A 13,476-nucleotide genomic window follows, 5' to 3' on the forward strand; every position below is an offset into this window, starting at 1 on the left:
TGAGAGGATTGACGGATGACCGCAACTCTCGTGGCCCAAGGGCTGGCCGGCGGGTACGGCCACCGCACACTGTTCGACTCTCTCGACCTGACGGTCACGGCCGGCGACGTCGTCGGCCTCGTCGGTGCGAACGGCGCGGGGAAGTCGACGCTGCTGAGACTGCTGGCCGGCGTCGACGAGCCACAGGCAGGCACGGTCAGGCTCGCTCCCGCTGACGCGTTCGTCGGCTGGCTGCCTCAGGAGCACGAGCGCATCGCCGGCGAAAGCGTCGTCGACTACATCGCGCGCCGCACCGGCTGCGCGGCAGCGACCAGAGACATGGACTCCGCAGCCGCCGCTCTCGGCGACCCTTCGCTCGCGGCCCCGGGCACGGATCCGGCCGACACCTATTCGGCCGCGCTCGAGCGGTGGCTGGCCAGCGGTGCCGCCGACCTCGACGAACGGCTCCCCGTCGTGCTGGCCGATCTCGGACTCGACCTCGGTGAAGATCCTGCTGCGGCCATGATGACCTCGCTGTCCGGCGGACAGGCGGCACGCGTCGGCCTCGCGGCGCTGCTGCTCTCGCGGTTCGACATCGCGCTGCTGGATGAGCCCACCAACGACCTCGACCTCGACGGCATTGAGCGGCTCGAGGCCTTCGTCCGCGGGCTCCGGGGCGGCGTTGTCGTCGTGAGCCATGATCGGGAGTTCCTCGCGCGGTGCGTGACCAGGGTGCTGGAGCTCGACCTCGCCCAGGGCAGCAACCGCGTGTTCGGAGGGGGCTACGACGCCTACCTGGAGGAACGGGCCACGGTTCGCCGGCATCAGCGCGAGAAGTACGAGGAGTTCGCCGACAAGAAGGCCGACCTCGTGGCGCGAGCGCGCACGCAGCGCGAATGGTCGAGCCAGGGTGTGCGCAACGCCATGAGGAAGTCGCCGGACAACGACAAGATCAAGCGCAAGGCATCTGCCGAGTCCAGCGAGAAGCAGGCGCAGAAGGTACGTCAGATGGAGAGCAGGATCGCGCGGCTCGACGAGGTGGAGGAGCCGCGCAAGGAGTGGCAGCTCGAGTTCACGATCGGCTCTGCGCCGCGGTCCAGCTCGGTCGTCTCGACCCTGAGGTCGGCGGTCTTCCGTCAGGGCTCGTTCCAGCTCGGGCCCGTGTCGCTCCAGGTGAACGCGGGGGAGCGGATCGGCATCACCGGCCCGAACGGCGCCGGCAAGTCGACGCTGCTTCGAGGGTTGCTGGGTCGGCAGGATCCCAGTGAGGGGACGGCGAGCCTCGGCGCCAGCGTGCAGATCGGCGAGATCGATCAGGCCAGGGCGCTGCTTGCGGGTTCGCAGCCGCTCGCGGTGACCTTCGAGGATCTCGTGCCGGAGATGGCCTCGGCCGAGATCCGCACCCTCCTCGCGAAGTTCGGGCTCAAGGCCGATCACGTGACCCGCGCCGTCGACGAGCTCTCGCCGGGCGAGCGCACGAGGGCAGGACTGGCGCTGCTCCAGGCGCGCGGCATCAACCTCCTCGTGCTCGACGAGCCGACCAACCACCTCGACCTGCCCGCGATCGAACAGCTCGAGCAGGCCCTCGAATCCTACGAGGGCACCCTGCTGCTCGTGACGCACGACCGGCGGATGCTCGCGACCGTGAAGACCGACCGACACTGGCGCGTCGAGGCGGGGCAGGTCGCAGAGCTCTGACCACGCGTCCGTGCAGGTGACACCGGGGTCGAGCGGCCGGCCTGCGCGCGGGATACGCTGGAACATGGCGGTTCGCGCCGCGGTCGGTCGCTGACGCCCGCCGTGAACGTCCGCCTGCGTACCTGACACCGACGGCACGAGGAGATTGACGCCGATGACCGAGACCCAGATCTTCGAGCCCGACGGCCGCGCGATCCCCTTCGTCGACGAGGGTGACGGGCCCGTGAAGCTCGTGCTGATCCAGGAGCGCGATGTGGCAGCCGATGTCCTCGGTGTCGTGGCGCACTACCTCGCCGAAGAGGCCGGTTTCCACGTCGTGCGGATCGGCCACCGTGCCGACGGCGCCGACGCGTCGATCGATGAACGCGTCGAAGATGCGCTCGCGGTGATCGACCACGTCGGCCTCGGCGACACCTGGATCGGCGGCCACGGCTTCGGGGGCACGATCGCACGGGCATTCGCTGTCGCCCACACCGACCGCGTGAACGGTCTGGCGCTGCTCGGCGTCGAAGACGACGACACCCCTCTCGCCCCCGTGATGCCAGTCCTGATCATCCAGGGCACCGAAGACGCGGACACCCCGTTCGTCAACGGCGAGCGTCTGCAGGCGACGGCCCCGGAGCGGGCGAGCGTGAAGAGCATCGACGGGGGAGCGCACCTGTTCCCGATGACGCACCCGATCGAGACGGCGGTCGTGATCGAGGAGTACCTCGACTGGGACTGAGCTGCTAGCGGCCCTGCCGCTTCTTGTACGGCTTCGGTTGTCCCTTCACCGCCGGCGCGCGGCCCTTGCCCTTCGATGCCTTCGCCTTGCCACCGCGAGGGGCAGGAGCGCTCTTCACGGGTTCGGGAGCTGTGGCGACCTCGGCCCTCGCCTCCTCGAGGAAGAGTTCGCCGACGTGGGTCAGACGCGTCTGACCGTCTCTGTGCACGAGCGGATGCCCCACCTCCGCCTCGAGCTTGTCGATCGAGGTGTACAACGACGCCAGGGGGATGCCGAGCTTCTCCGCCGCCCGAGGAAAATGCCGTTCGTCGGCGAGGACGACGAAACGGCGGAGCAGAGAGATCTTCACGGTGACCCTTCGACGGTGTGCCCTGGAGTGTAGGCACGCTCCAGGTTACGCGGTGCGCTGTCGGCTCAGAGGTCGCTGAAGTCGTTGGACGGGACGAGGATGCGCGTCACCGTATCGCCCTCGAGGACGAACAGCGTGAAGAGGATGCCGACGGACCCGGGGTGCGTCAGCGACTGTGTGCCCGGCACCTCTTGCCCTCCCAGGCCGAGGTCGGTCGCCGTCGCCGCATCCTGGTCGTCGGTCAGCGCCCAGGCGCCGGTGTCGACGAGCTCCGCCCTGGTCGAGCCGACGCGGAGACCCTCAGCCGTGCTCACCGGAATTCCGCTGATGTCCGCGGCAGTGATGGTGAGGGAGGCGGGACTATCGCGCTTGCTGTCCGCGAGAACCGAGAGACCATCCCAGTCGAAGCGCTGCAGAGTCGACGGCTCTCCGGGGAAGATCTCGACGGTCTCCGGTTCGGGAAGCTCTCCGGTCGACTTCTCGAGGAGCGCGAGGAGCGCCGTGGGGTCGTCGTAGTCGGCGCTGCTCGTGCCGGACGCATCGGTGGCGGTGATCCCGTCGAGCGACACCACCATCTGCGGGTCGACCTCAGGCGTCGGAGCGGGCGAGGACGACGTGGTCATCGGGGTCGGCTCTGCTGTCGGGGTCGGAGCTGCGGGCGCGGCCGGAGCGCAACCCAGGAGAAGGAGCGCCGAGGTGGCAAGCACCAGCGTCGGTGTGAGAGGACGTCGCATGGTCAGATGCTAGGGGCCCTGTCGCGGCATCCGAGACGCGACGCGACGTCGTCCCTGAATCGTGATGTGCAGACGCGACGGATGCCGCGGCCGAAGCGGCCGCGGCATCCGGAATCCTTCGGTCAGGCGACCTGCGGCAGGACCGCGAAGGACACGGACCCTTCGTCGTCCACACCCGCGTCGAGGATCTTGTCGTCGAGCGCGGCGACGGCCGACTCGTCGAGGAAGAGACGGGTGCCGGAGATCTCGACGACCTGGTCCTGGGGCTCCGGATCCGCGGTGACGAGCACGGCGAGGCGCGCACCGCCCTCCGCGTCCTGAGGTGCGGTCGAGTGGATGCGCAGGCCGGCGTCCGGCGCATCGGTCTGACGACTCACGAGGGTCGTCACGATGGCGGAGGCGTTGTCGGTGAGGGTGAGCACGAGACTCTCCTTCCGGTTGGGGCATGCCGCGGTCGCGACATGTCCGGGCTACGATGCCCGACACCGGCGACCCGCTCAACCCCCTTGCGCGGATTCGGAGGAGGCTCTTACCCTGCTCGCAGCTTCTTGCGGAGAAACACCTGCGCGGTGCCGTCGCCATCCGGGACGCGCTCGTGCTCCTCGTACCCGCATCTCTCGTACAGACGGATGTTCGCCTCGCTCAGGCTCCCCGTGAACAGCTCGGCGATCCCTGCACTGGAGGACCTCTCCGCGCTCTCCAGCAGCATGCGCCCGACGCCCTCGCCCTGGACGTCCGGGGCGATCGCGATCCGTCCGATGAGGAGCATGTCCTCCTTCTCGACGAACCTGATCGCGCCCACCAGGCGCCCGTCGATCCGCGCCGCCAAACCCGACTCCGAGCGGAGTTCCGCTTCGAGTTCGGCGAGTGTCTGTGTCAACGGCGGCATGTCCACGCTTCCGTAGATCTTCGCCTCCGAGACGAAGGCCGCGCGCTGAACGGTCAGCACTTCGCCGGCGTCGGCCTCGCTGAGGGGGGAGATCACGATCTCCGAGGAGTCTCTGCTCTGGTCGTCCGTCACTTCTGCGCCTTTCTGATCCTGTGCCACATTCGGGGCTGGCGCGTGCGGTGTCAACCCCCTCGATCCGTCGGAGGGCGCGGGCTAGCGTCGTGCGCAGGAGGACACACCATGGCTGAGAGCAAGACCACCAAGAAGAGCGGCAGCGCGTCGAAGGGCGCGGTCAAGACGACCAGGCAGCAGAACGCGGAGAAGGGCTTCACCGCCTCTTCCACTCTCGCGAGCAACCTGCAGTCGGTCCTCGTCGACCTGCTGGATCTCGCGATCCAGGGCAAGCAGGCGCACTGGAACGTCGTCGGCCGCAACTTCCGCGACACGCACCGTCAGCTCGACGAGATCATCGACGACGCTCGAGCGTTCAGCGACACGATCGCGGAACGCATGCGGGCGCTGCACGCCGTGCCCGACGGTCGCAGCGCGACGATCGCGAAGACGAGCTCTCTTCCGGAGTTCCCCGCCGGCGAGGTGTCGACCACGGAGACCATCGACCTGGTCACGGCGCGTCTGGAGGCGGCTGTGGCGACCGTGCGAGACGTGCACGACGCCGTCGACGAGGAAGACCCGACCTCGGCGGATCTCCTGCACGCCATCATCGAGCGGCTCGAGCAGTTCGCCTGGATGGTGAGCGCCGAGAACCGGAGCCCCGCCGGACGCTGAGCGTTCTCATCCGCGGGGGCGTGATCCGCCCCCGCGGGAGAGAGGCCTCCCCCGCATCACGCGGGGCAGCGCCACCCACAGCGACACCACGAGGATCAGTGCCGCGATGAGCGCGATGATCCCCGCGATGCGGCCGACCGTGAAGTCGACGATCAGAGTGGTCACGCCGATGGTCAGAGCACCGATCACCACGAGGTCGATCCTGACGATCCGGGCCGCGATGCGCACGAGATCGGGCTTGCGACGGTGTCCGAACAGCGCACGGTGCATCCCGACGGGTGCGAGAGCGAGGATGGTGGCCACGGCCGCCAGGGCGACCAGCACGACGTACACGTCGCGCTGGAGGGCGTCCATGTCGGTGAACCGCGGTTGGAAGGCGACGGCCAGGAGGAAGCCCGTGAGGATCTGGGTTCCGGTCTGCATGACCCGCAGCTCCTGCAGGAGCTCGTCCCAGTTCCGGTCCGCCCGTTCGTTAGCCGTCTCGTCGCGACCGTCGACGCGGTCGTCCATGTCGCGTTCTTCGCGCGGTCCTTCCGAAGTCATGAACACAGTGTCGTGCCGTTTCTCGGACGATGTCCAGACTCTTGCGACGACGGATCGAAAGGAGCTACCCCATGACGCTTCCACCGCTCAGGGAATGGTGGTCCGAGCTGTCGGATGACGCACGCGAGGACGTGCTCGACAGTGATTCACCCCACCTCGGCGAGGCCGTGCGGGAGGAGATCCGGGTCATCACGGGCGCGGTCGTCGGGATGGTCGAGTCCCTCACCGAAGACGACCTCGCATACGCGCGATCGCATGCGGGGGAGTCGGGCTGATCGCTCGTCGGTCGCGACGGACTCAGGCTCCCTCTGGCGGCGTCGCTGCAGAGGTCTCCTCGCGCAGGCGCGGCTCGGTGCGGCGCTCGGGGCGTACCCCGGCCTTGTCGGCATAGAAGGCGCGGATGCGGTCCATATCCGCCGCGACATCACCCGTCAGATCGAGGGTGGGGCCGAGACCGCTCGTCATCGTCGTCCGGTCGACGAACCCCAGAGTCACCGGCATGCCCGTCTCGCGCGCGATCCGGTAGAAGCCCGACTTCCAGTACTCGTTGCCGCCACGGGTTCCGTCCGGCGTGACGACCAGCCCGAAGACCGTACCCGCATGCACCTGTCCGACGACGTCTTTCACCACGCGAGCGGGATCCGCGCGATCCACCGGGATTCCGCCGAGCCTGCGCATGATCGGACCTCGCCATCCGTGGAAGAGACTCTTCTTGCCGAGCCAATGCACGTCGATGTCGAGCCGCCAGGCGATGGCGAGCATCAAGACGAAGTCCCAGTTCGACGTGTGCGGGGCGCCGACCAGCACGGTGGGTCGCGTCGGTGCCGCCTCACTCGCGAGCGTCCATCTGCTGAACGCCCAGAACACGCGGGCGAGGGTTCGTTTGAGCATGGATCAACCGTAGAGGAGAACGGCTGTCGATCCGCTGGCGGCCGGTGCGGCGCCACCGCCTCTCCGCAGGCGTACGATCGAGGGATGAAGAAGACGCAGCAGGACTCCGTGCAGCAGGATGCGCCCTCCGGGCTGCAGCCGCTGCCCGATGCTCTGAACCTGCTCGAAGGCGACGCCGCAGGCTACTGCAGCAACGGCGTCTGCCACTTCCCCGCCCCGAAGGCCGAGTAAGCGGCAGACGCCGTCTTCTGCGAGCTCTGCGCGGTCAGTGACCTCCGTGGAAGCCTTCGCCGGCGTCGTCGGCGGGCTTACGGACGAACGGGCTCAGCGCCACCGCTGCAAGCGAGATGATCGCCGCGATCAGGAACGCCATGCGCGCCCCCGGGGCGCCGGCGACGGCCTGCGACAGTCCTTCGTCTTCGCCCGCGTGCAGGATCGCCGAGTAGGTGACCGTGAGCAGGGCCACACCGGCTGCCCCGCCGACCTGCTGCAGCGTGTTCAGCACGGCGGAACCGTGTGAGTACAACGAGCGCTGCAGCGAACCGAGCGATGCGGAGAACAGGGGAGTGAACGACATCGCGAGTCCGACCGACATGGCCGCCTGCACGATGATCAGCACCCACCAGACCGTGTGCTCGCCGACCGTCGAGTAGAAGAACAGCGCGGCCGACACCAGGATCGTGCCGGGGATCAGCAGCGGGCGTGTGCCGCGAGCGTCGTACAGCCGCCCCATCACCGGACCGAGCAGACCCATCAACACGGAGCCGGGGAGAAGGATCAGACCCGACTCCAGCGGATTGAGCCCCGCGACGTTCTGGAGGTACTGCGGGAGCAGCGTCAGCGTGCCGAACATCGACAGCGCCAGGATGGTCATGATGACCACCGAGAACGTGAAGTTGATCGAGCGGAACACACGCAGGTCGAGCAGGGCGTCGTCGACGCGCTGCAGGGCGAGCTGACGCCAGACGAACAGCGCGAGGGAGATGGCGCCGACGACCAGAGCGATGATGCCGGTGGTCTCGCCCGACCCTCCCTCGCCGCCGAACTGGCTGAGGCCGAACACGATGCCGCCGAAGCCGAGCGCTGCGAGAGGGATGGAGAGGACGTCGAGGGGAGCGACGCGCGTCTCGCCGAGGTTCGTCATCCACTTCACGCCCATGAACAGGGAGATGAGCGCGATGGGGAGGATGATCGCGAACAACGCCCGCCAGTTGAGCGTCTCGAGCACCGCGCCGGCGATGGTCGGGCCGAGGGCAGGGGCCAGCGAGATGACGAGGCCGACGCGGCCCATCATGCGTCCGCGGGACTGCGGCGGGACGACGTTCATGATCGTGGTCATCAGCAGCGGCATCATGATGCCGGTACCGGCGGCCTGGATCACGCGGCCGACCAGCAGCACACCGAAGCCGGGCGCGACGAGGGCGACGAGAGTACCCAGCGAGAACGCGATCATCGCGGCGATGAAGACCTGTCGCGTCGTGAAGCGCTGCAGGATGAACCCGGTGGTGGGGATCACGACGGCCATGGTGAGCATGAACGCGCTGGTCAGCCACTGCCCGAGCTCCGGCGGGATGCCGAGGTCGGCGTTCAGATGCGGGATCGCGATCCCCATCGTGGTCTCGTTGAGGATGGCGACGAAGGCGGCGACGAGCAGCAGCCAGATCACGCGCATGTCCTTGCGGGGGATCTCGCCCCCTGCCGGTGCGGGGGTCGTCGAGAGCGAGCCGGTATCGACGGCAGACATGGGCGGCCTCCTGGGCGAAGATGAAACGGAAGTATCGCGAGAGTTCGCAAGAGTCCTTCAGCGTAACGGCGACCGACGACATTTCATTCCGAACTCACAGAAATCCGCTGAGGGCGGATGCGCACCGCCTCGATGTCGCCGAGGCTGAGTACGCTGGCGCCATGAGCATGGGCGGTGGACAACGGGGCGGTGGCTTCCGCGGGGTCGATGAAGACGCGCAGCGGAAGCTGAACGCAGAGGCACCGCGCATCAGCGGTCTCGGCGCACGCGTGGTCTCCCTGTTCCGTCCGTACCGTTGGCGCATCCTGTTCACGGGCATCCTCGTGGTCGCGGGAGCCGCGATCGCCGTCATCCCGCCGCTGATCGTGCAGCGCATCTTCGACGATGCGCTGTTCCCCGTCGCGGGGGGAGGTCCGCACCTGGAACTGCTGGCGTGGCTCGTGGGCGCGATGATCGGCCTCTTCCTGCTCTCCGCGGTCCTCGGCGTCGCGCAGACCTGGCTGACGTCGACGGTCGGCAACAGCGTCACCGGCGATCTCCGCGTGAAGCTGTTCGAGCACCTTCAGGCGATGGAGCTCGGATTCTTCACCCGCACGAAGACGGGCGTCATCCAGTCGCGGCTGCAGAACGACGTCGGCGGGGTGTCCGGCGTGCTCACCAATACCGTCACCAGCATCCTCGGCAACGTCGTGACCGTCGTCGCCTCGCTCGTCGCGATGATCCTGATCGACTGGCGGCTCACGCTCATCGCGGTCGTCATGATGCCGTTCCTGATCTTCGTGCAGCGCAAGGTCGGTCAGGTGCGCGCACGGATCGCCGGCGAGACGCAGGAGTCGCTGTCGGAGCTCACCTCCATCACGCAGGAGACGCTGAGCGTGTCGGGGATGCTGCTGTCCAAGGCGTTCAACCGTCAGCGCACGGAGTCGGAGCGCTACCAGGCCGAGAACCGCAACCAGGTGGTGCTCCAGGTGCGCAGGGCGATGAGCGGGCAAGGGTTCTTCGCCGTCGTCCAGGTGCTCATGGCCAGCGTCCCCGCAGTGATCTACCTGGTGTCGGGCTATCTGATCGCCGGGGGGAGCGGGGCCATCACGGCGGGAACCGTGGTCGCGTTCACCACCGTGCAGGCGCGCCTGTTGATGCCGCTCATGGGGCTGATGCGCGTCTCGCTCGATCTGCAGACCTCGTCCGCGCTCTTCGCCCGCATCTTCGAGTACCTCGACCTGGTTCCCGAGATCGAAGACGCGGCCGACGCGATCTCCGTCGACGAGGCGCCGGGCCCCCGGGGGCGCATCGAGTTCGCCGACGTCGTCTTCCGCTACTCCGACGCGTCGCCCGACGCGCGGCCGACACTCGACGGTGTCTCGTTCATCGCGGAGCCTGGCACGCACGTCGCCTTCGTGGGTCCCTCCGGTGCGGGGAAGACCACCATCCTCTACCTCGCCCCACGGCTCTACGAGGCGAAGGGCGGGGCCGTGCTGTTCGCGGGCGCCGACGTGCGGACGCTCACCCAGGAGTCGATCATCGACCACGTGGGGATCGTCTCGCAGGAGACCTATCTTTTCCACGCGACGATCCGCGACAACCTGCGGTACGCCAAGCCCGACGCGACCGAGGACGAGCTCATCGCGGCGTGCACGGCCGCCAACATCCACCACATCATCGCCGGGTTCGAGCACGGATACGACACCGTGGTCGGTGAACGCGGCTATCGCCTCTCCGGGGGCGAGAAGCAGCGCATCGCGATCGCCAGGGTCCTGCTCAAGGACCCACCCGTCCTGCTGCTCGACGAGGCGACGTCGGCGCTCGACACCGTGTCGGAGCGGGTCGTGCAGGAGGCGCTCGACGAAGCGGCGAAGGGGCGCACGACACTGTCCATCGCACACCGGCTCTCCACGGTCATGGGCGCCGACGTGATCCACGTGCTCGAGGCCGGACGCATCGTCGAGTCGGGCACACACGCCGAACTCCTGGCGCACGGGGGCTGTATGCGGAACTCGCGGCCGAACAGGTCGCGGCCTCGCGGGTGCTCGACACCGAGGCCTCCGTCGAGCAGGCGCTGGTCGGAGACGGTCGTGCAGCGTTCACCGACCGGCGGGCGGACAGGGCCCCTGTCGACTCCGCCGGCGCCGACGCCGTCGCCGCGATCACCGCCGCCGTGCCGCTGCTCGCCGAGCCGCGCCCGGACGAGAGGATCTACCCGCCGGAGCCGTGAGCGCCGTCCGGCGCGCTCAATGCACCGACAGCCCGCCATCGACGAAGAGCGAGTGCCCGGTGACGTAGGCCGAACCGGCGCCGGCGAGGAACACCGCAGCGCCGGCGAAGTCCTCCGGGAGGCCGTTGCGCCCGATCATGGTGCGTGCCGCGAGCTCGGCGATCTTCTCCGGGTCCTGCTGGAGGCGGGCGTTCAGCGGGGTGAGCACGAATCCGGGCACCAGGGTGTTGCTCGTCACGCCCGTGCCGCCCCACGCCTCGGCCTCGGAACGCATGAGCGATTCCACCGCGCCCTTGGAAGCGCCGTACACGCCGCTGCCGACGAACGCGCGGTGCGCCTGCTGCGAACTGATGTGGATCAGCCTGCCGTACCCGCGCTCGGCCATCCCGGGCGCATAGCGCTGCCCGAGCAGGAAAGGTGCGAGGGCGTTCACCGTCATCGTCGCGTCCCAGTCGTCTTCGGTGATCTCCGCGAACGGTGGACGGATGTTGATGCCCGCCGAGTTCACCAGGATGTCCGGCTCGCCGAAGGTCACGGCGGCGGCTTCGGCGAGGGCGCGGATCCCTGCTCTGCTGCCGAGATCGCCCACGACGCCGGCGACACGGCAGCCGTGCGCGCGGAGTTCGTCGACGGTCTCCTCGATGCGGGCCTCGCCGCGGGCGACCACGACCGTCGCGGCCCCGGCACGTGCGAGCGCGGTGGCGATCCCCCTGCCGATGCCGGAGCTGCCGCCGGTCACGACCGCGGTGCGTCCTTCGAGCGAGAAGAGAGAAGCGAGGTAATCGTTCATGGGAGATCCAGGTGTGTCGGGGCGGTAGGGGTCACCACGCCAGCGCGGCGGCGATGTCGGGGTCGGGCGAGGCGTCGGCGAATTCGGGGAGGGCGTGGAGCTCGCGGATGAAGGCGTCGACCTCCGCGGCATACGACGGATCGGCGTGCGTGTCCGCGATCTCGCGCAGCGGGGCGATGTCCATCGCCAGGATCAGTTCGAGGCGGGCGATGACCGCGTCGCGCGCCCCGTCTTCCTGGAGCACGCGGATGCCCCCTCGCAGCGCCGCGAGGTAGTCGCGCAGCACCGTCAGCTGTGCCTTGCTCTGCGTGATCGAGGTCCCGTCGGCGCGGAGCCGCCAGTGCACGACGACGTCCGGGATCACATCGAAGGCGCGCGCCCGCGTGTACATCGACTGCGCGATCACCTGGTCTTCGTACGCGACGCCCTCGGGGAAACGGAGATCCTGCCAGAAGTCGGTGCGGCTCACCTTCGACCACGCGACGATGTTCGACACCGCGTGCGGGTGTGCGGCGAGCGTGGTGCCCAGACGCTCCGGCGAGGTCGCAGCCGCCACCCACGGCTGCACACGTCCGGCGACGTAGGCATCGCCTCGAGGTCGTGAGCGCACATAGGCGGCGGCGACGAAATCGCTTCCTGTCCGTTCGAGGGTGCCCGTCATCCGCGCGAGCGCGTCGGGGAGCAGCACATCGTCGCCGTCGAGGAACCCGAGGTACGGGGTGTCGACGTGCTCGATGCCCACGTTGCGGGCGGCGCCGAGTCCCCGCGAAGCCTCGTGGTGGATCATCCGGAACCGTCCGTCGGCAGCGGCCGCATCCGCGAAGACGGCCCCCGTGTCGTCGGTCGAGCCGTCGTCGATGAGGATCGCCCGCCAGCGCTGCTCGGTCTGCGCGCGGAGGGAGTCGAGAGCGGCAGGGGCGAAGGCGGCGATATCGCGACCGGGGACGATCAGCGTCACGATCGGGGAGGGGCGGTCACCAGCCGAGTCTATGGCCGTGCATCATCCTCGGGCCGCGCGCACAGACTCCGCGACGAGGGCAGCGAGACGCTCAGGGGCGTCGGTGGGCAGCGCCTCCCGCCCGAAGCTGAAACGGACGGCGGTCTGTGCGACCTCCGCCGGCACGCCACAGGCGAGGAGCACATGCGAGGGGTCGTCGCTGCCGGCGGCGCAGGCCGAACCGCTCGACGAGATGACTCCGCGGCGCTCGAGTTCGAGCAGGACCGACTCGCCACTCGTCCCGGCGAAGGTGAAACTCGCCGTCGCCGGGAGACGGTGATCGCGGTCCCCGGTCAGCGCGGCATCGGGGACGCCATCGAGCACCAGCGTGATGAACCGCGCCGTGGTCGAACCCACGAGCGACGACACCGTCTCGCGTTCCCGGTCTGCAAGCTCCAGGGCGGTCGCGAGCGCCACGGCCCCCGCGACGTTCTCGGTACCGGAGCGTCGCCCCCGTTCCTGACCTCCGCCGTGCAGCACCGGTTCCACGGGCACACGCCCACGCACCGCCAGCGCTCCGATGCCCTTGGGTGCGCCGAGCTTGTGCCCGGCGATCGACACGGCATCCGCGCCGAGGGCGTTCAACGCGAGCCAGCCGGCGGACTGCACGGCATCCAGGTGCAGCGGCACCCGAGCCGCACGGGTGACGGCTGCCAGCGCTGCCGCATCCTGCACCGTGCCGATCTCGTTGTTGGCATGACCGATCGAGACCAGAGCGGTGTCTTCTCTGATCGCGGCGGACAGCGCGTCCGGTGCGATCCGGCCGCGCGGATCCACGGGCAGGGTCGTCACCTCGACGGCGTGGAAGCGGCGCAGGTACTCGGCGGACTCGAGGATCGACTCGTGTTCGATGGGCGAGATCACGAGGTGTCGTCGGCCGCTGTCCAGTGCGGCGAGCACGATGCCCTTGACGGCGAGGTTGTTCGCCTCGGTGCCGCCCGCCGTGAACACGATGTCGCCCGCCCGCATCCCCAGCACGCGAGCGACCCGTGCGCGCGCGTCGTCGAGCGCGCTCGCTGCCGCTTCACCCGCCGTGTGATGGCTAGACGGGTTTCCGAACACTCCGGTGAGGGAGGGCTGCATCGCCTCGAGCACCTCCGGGCGGACCGGGGATGTCGCGGCATGGTCGAGGTAGAGCAC

General features: G+C 68.9%; 15 protein-coding genes and 1 pseudogene. 6 read left to right on the plus strand and 10 right to left on the minus strand.

Annotated elements, in window-relative coordinates; translation table 11 throughout:
- Nucleotides 1–15 precede the first annotated feature (15 nt).
- Together G4G29_RS07005 and G4G29_RS07010 are read left to right on the plus strand one after the other, a co-directional pair.
- Nucleotides 16–1,677 carry an ABC-F family ATP-binding cassette domain-containing protein gene (locus G4G29_RS07005; RefSeq protein ID WP_183152286.1) on the plus strand — a complete coding sequence of 554 codons (1,662 nt, stop codon included), beginning with the start codon at nucleotides 16–18 and terminating at the stop codon, nucleotides 1,675–1,677.
- Between the two features lie 154 nt (nucleotides 1,678–1,831).
- Entirely contained in the window at nucleotides 1,832–2,401 is a 570-nt protein-coding gene (locus G4G29_RS07010; RefSeq protein WP_183152287.1) for an alpha/beta hydrolase, read from the plus strand.
- Nucleotides 2,402–2,405: 4 nt separating this feature from the next.
- Here the strand turns inward: G4G29_RS07010 and G4G29_RS07015 are convergent, their stop codons facing one another.
- The 4 genes from G4G29_RS07015 to G4G29_RS07030 all read right to left on the minus strand — a co-directional run bounded on the left by G4G29_RS07015 (nucleotide 2,406) and on the right by G4G29_RS07030 (nucleotide 4,505).
- On the minus strand, nucleotides 2,406–2,750 hold the full coding sequence (locus G4G29_RS07015; RefSeq protein ID WP_183152288.1) for a LysR family transcriptional regulator: 345 nt from the start codon (nucleotides 2,748–2,750) through the stop codon (nucleotides 2,406–2,408).
- Nucleotides 2,751–2,815: 65 nt separating this feature from the next.
- A complete protein-coding gene (locus G4G29_RS07020; protein ID WP_210274250.1) occupies nucleotides 2,816–3,373 on the minus strand; it encodes a hypothetical protein in 558 nt (185 codons plus the stop codon).
- A gap of 233 nt (nucleotides 3,374–3,606) precedes the next feature.
- Entirely contained in the window at nucleotides 3,607–3,906 is a 300-nt protein-coding gene (locus G4G29_RS07025) for a Fe-S cluster assembly protein HesB (RefSeq protein ID WP_183152290.1), read from the minus strand.
- 107 nt (nucleotides 3,907–4,013) lie between these two features.
- On the minus strand, nucleotides 4,014–4,505 hold the full coding sequence (locus tag G4G29_RS07030; RefSeq protein WP_183152291.1) for a GNAT family N-acetyltransferase: 492 nt from the start codon (nucleotides 4,503–4,505) through the stop codon (nucleotides 4,014–4,016).
- Nucleotides 4,506–4,613: 108 nt separating this feature from the next.
- Here G4G29_RS07030 and G4G29_RS07035 point away from each other — a divergent pair, with 108 nt between their 5' ends.
- Nucleotides 4,614–5,159 (plus strand): DNA starvation/stationary phase protection protein, encoded by a 546-nt coding sequence (locus tag G4G29_RS07035; protein ID WP_183152292.1) that lies wholly within the window; start codon nucleotides 4,614–4,616, stop codon nucleotides 5,157–5,159.
- A gap of 6 nt (nucleotides 5,160–5,165) precedes the next feature.
- Here the strand turns inward: G4G29_RS07035 and G4G29_RS07040 are convergent, their stop codons facing one another.
- Nucleotides 5,166–5,702, minus strand: a complete 537-nt coding sequence (locus tag G4G29_RS07040; RefSeq protein ID WP_183152293.1) for a DUF6328 family protein — start codon at nucleotides 5,700–5,702, stop codon at nucleotides 5,166–5,168.
- A 71-nt stretch (nucleotides 5,703–5,773) separates the two neighbouring features.
- Between G4G29_RS07040 and G4G29_RS07045 the strand changes: the two genes are divergently transcribed.
- The gene (locus tag G4G29_RS07045; RefSeq protein WP_183152294.1) at nucleotides 5,774–5,977 is read left to right on the plus strand and encodes a hypothetical protein; all 204 of its coding nucleotides are present in this window, start codon (nucleotides 5,774–5,776) and stop codon (nucleotides 5,975–5,977) included.
- A 22-nt stretch (nucleotides 5,978–5,999) separates the two neighbouring features.
- Here the strand turns inward: G4G29_RS07045 and G4G29_RS07050 are convergent, their stop codons facing one another.
- Complete coding sequence (locus G4G29_RS07050; RefSeq protein ID WP_183152295.1) at nucleotides 6,000–6,593, minus strand: 1-acyl-sn-glycerol-3-phosphate acyltransferase; 594 nt, start codon at nucleotides 6,591–6,593, stop codon at nucleotides 6,000–6,002.
- A gap of 84 nt (nucleotides 6,594–6,677) precedes the next feature.
- Between G4G29_RS07050 and G4G29_RS07055 the strand changes: the two genes are divergently transcribed.
- The gene (locus tag G4G29_RS07055; RefSeq protein WP_183152296.1) at nucleotides 6,678–6,824 is read left to right on the plus strand and encodes a hypothetical protein; all 147 of its coding nucleotides are present in this window, start codon (nucleotides 6,678–6,680) and stop codon (nucleotides 6,822–6,824) included.
- Between the two features lie 34 nt (nucleotides 6,825–6,858).
- On the opposite strand, the gene G4G29_RS07060 is transcribed toward G4G29_RS07055, so the two are convergent.
- Nucleotides 6,859–8,337 carry an MDR family MFS transporter gene (locus G4G29_RS07060; protein ID WP_183152297.1) on the minus strand — a complete coding sequence of 493 codons (1,479 nt, stop codon included), beginning with the start codon at nucleotides 8,335–8,337 and terminating at the stop codon, nucleotides 6,859–6,861.
- Nucleotides 8,338–8,504: 167 nt separating this feature from the next.
- On the opposite strand from G4G29_RS07060, the pseudogene G4G29_RS07065 reads away from it, so the two are divergent.
- Nucleotides 8,505–10,549 (plus strand): annotated as a pseudogene (locus G4G29_RS07065) (ABC transporter ATP-binding protein).
- 16 nt (nucleotides 10,550–10,565) lie between these two features.
- Here G4G29_RS07065 and G4G29_RS07070 read toward each other — a convergent pair.
- The 3 genes from G4G29_RS07070 to G4G29_RS07080 are packed head-to-tail and all read right to left on the minus strand — an operon-like array spanning nucleotide 10,566 to nucleotide 13,476.
- A complete protein-coding gene (locus G4G29_RS07070) occupies nucleotides 10,566–11,471 on the minus strand; it encodes an SDR family oxidoreductase (RefSeq protein ID WP_345941163.1) in 906 nt (301 codons plus the stop codon).
- Nucleotides 11,371–12,297 carry a glycosyltransferase family 2 protein gene (locus G4G29_RS07075; protein WP_244632487.1) on the minus strand — a complete coding sequence of 309 codons (927 nt, stop codon included), beginning with the start codon at nucleotides 12,295–12,297 and terminating at the stop codon, nucleotides 11,371–11,373. The genes G4G29_RS07070 and G4G29_RS07075 overlap by 101 nt, the downstream gene beginning before the upstream one ends.
- Nucleotides 12,298–12,339: 42 nt before the next feature.
- Nucleotides 12,340–13,476 (minus strand): cysteine desulfurase family protein, encoded by a 1,137-nt coding sequence (locus tag G4G29_RS07080; RefSeq protein ID WP_183152299.1) that lies wholly within the window; start codon nucleotides 13,474–13,476, stop codon nucleotides 12,340–12,342.

It is taken from the genome of Microbacterium sp. Se63.02b (assembly GCF_014171575.1).
Lineage (GTDB): Bacteria > Actinomycetota > Actinomycetes > Actinomycetales > Microbacteriaceae > Microbacterium.

Bases quoted from the DNA above. Each gene is read 5' to 3' on its own strand.
- G4G29_RS07055 (WP_183152296.1), top strand. From the start codon at position 6,678: ATGAAGAAGACGCAGCAGGACTCCGTGCAGCAGGATGCGCCCTCCGGG.
- G4G29_RS07060 (WP_183152297.1), bottom strand. From the start codon at position 8,337: ATGTCTGCCGTCGATACCGGCTCGCTCTCGACGACCCCCGCACCGGCA.
- G4G29_RS07035 (WP_183152292.1), top strand. From the start codon at position 4,614: ATGGCTGAGAGCAAGACCACCAAGAAGAGCGGCAGCGCGTCGAAGGGC.
- G4G29_RS07010 (WP_183152287.1), top strand. From the start codon at position 1,832: ATGACCGAGACCCAGATCTTCGAGCCCGACGGCCGCGCGATCCCCTTC.
- G4G29_RS07020 (WP_210274250.1), bottom strand. From the start codon at position 3,373: ATGACCACGTCGTCCTCGCCCGCTCCGACGCCTGAGGTCGACCCGCAG.
- G4G29_RS07070 (WP_345941163.1), bottom strand. From the start codon at position 11,471: ATGCCGCGGAGGTCGACGCCTTCATCCGCGAGCTCCACGCCCTCCCCG.
- G4G29_RS07005 (WP_183152286.1), top strand. From the start codon at position 16: ATGACCGCAACTCTCGTGGCCCAAGGGCTGGCCGGCGGGTACGGCCAC.
- G4G29_RS07040 (WP_183152293.1), bottom strand. From the start codon at position 5,702: ATGACTTCGGAAGGACCGCGCGAAGAACGCGACATGGACGACCGCGTC.
- G4G29_RS07050 (WP_183152295.1), bottom strand. From the start codon at position 6,593: ATGCTCAAACGAACCCTCGCCCGCGTGTTCTGGGCGTTCAGCAGATGG.
- G4G29_RS07045 (WP_183152294.1), top strand. From the start codon at position 5,774: ATGACGCTTCCACCGCTCAGGGAATGGTGGTCCGAGCTGTCGGATGAC.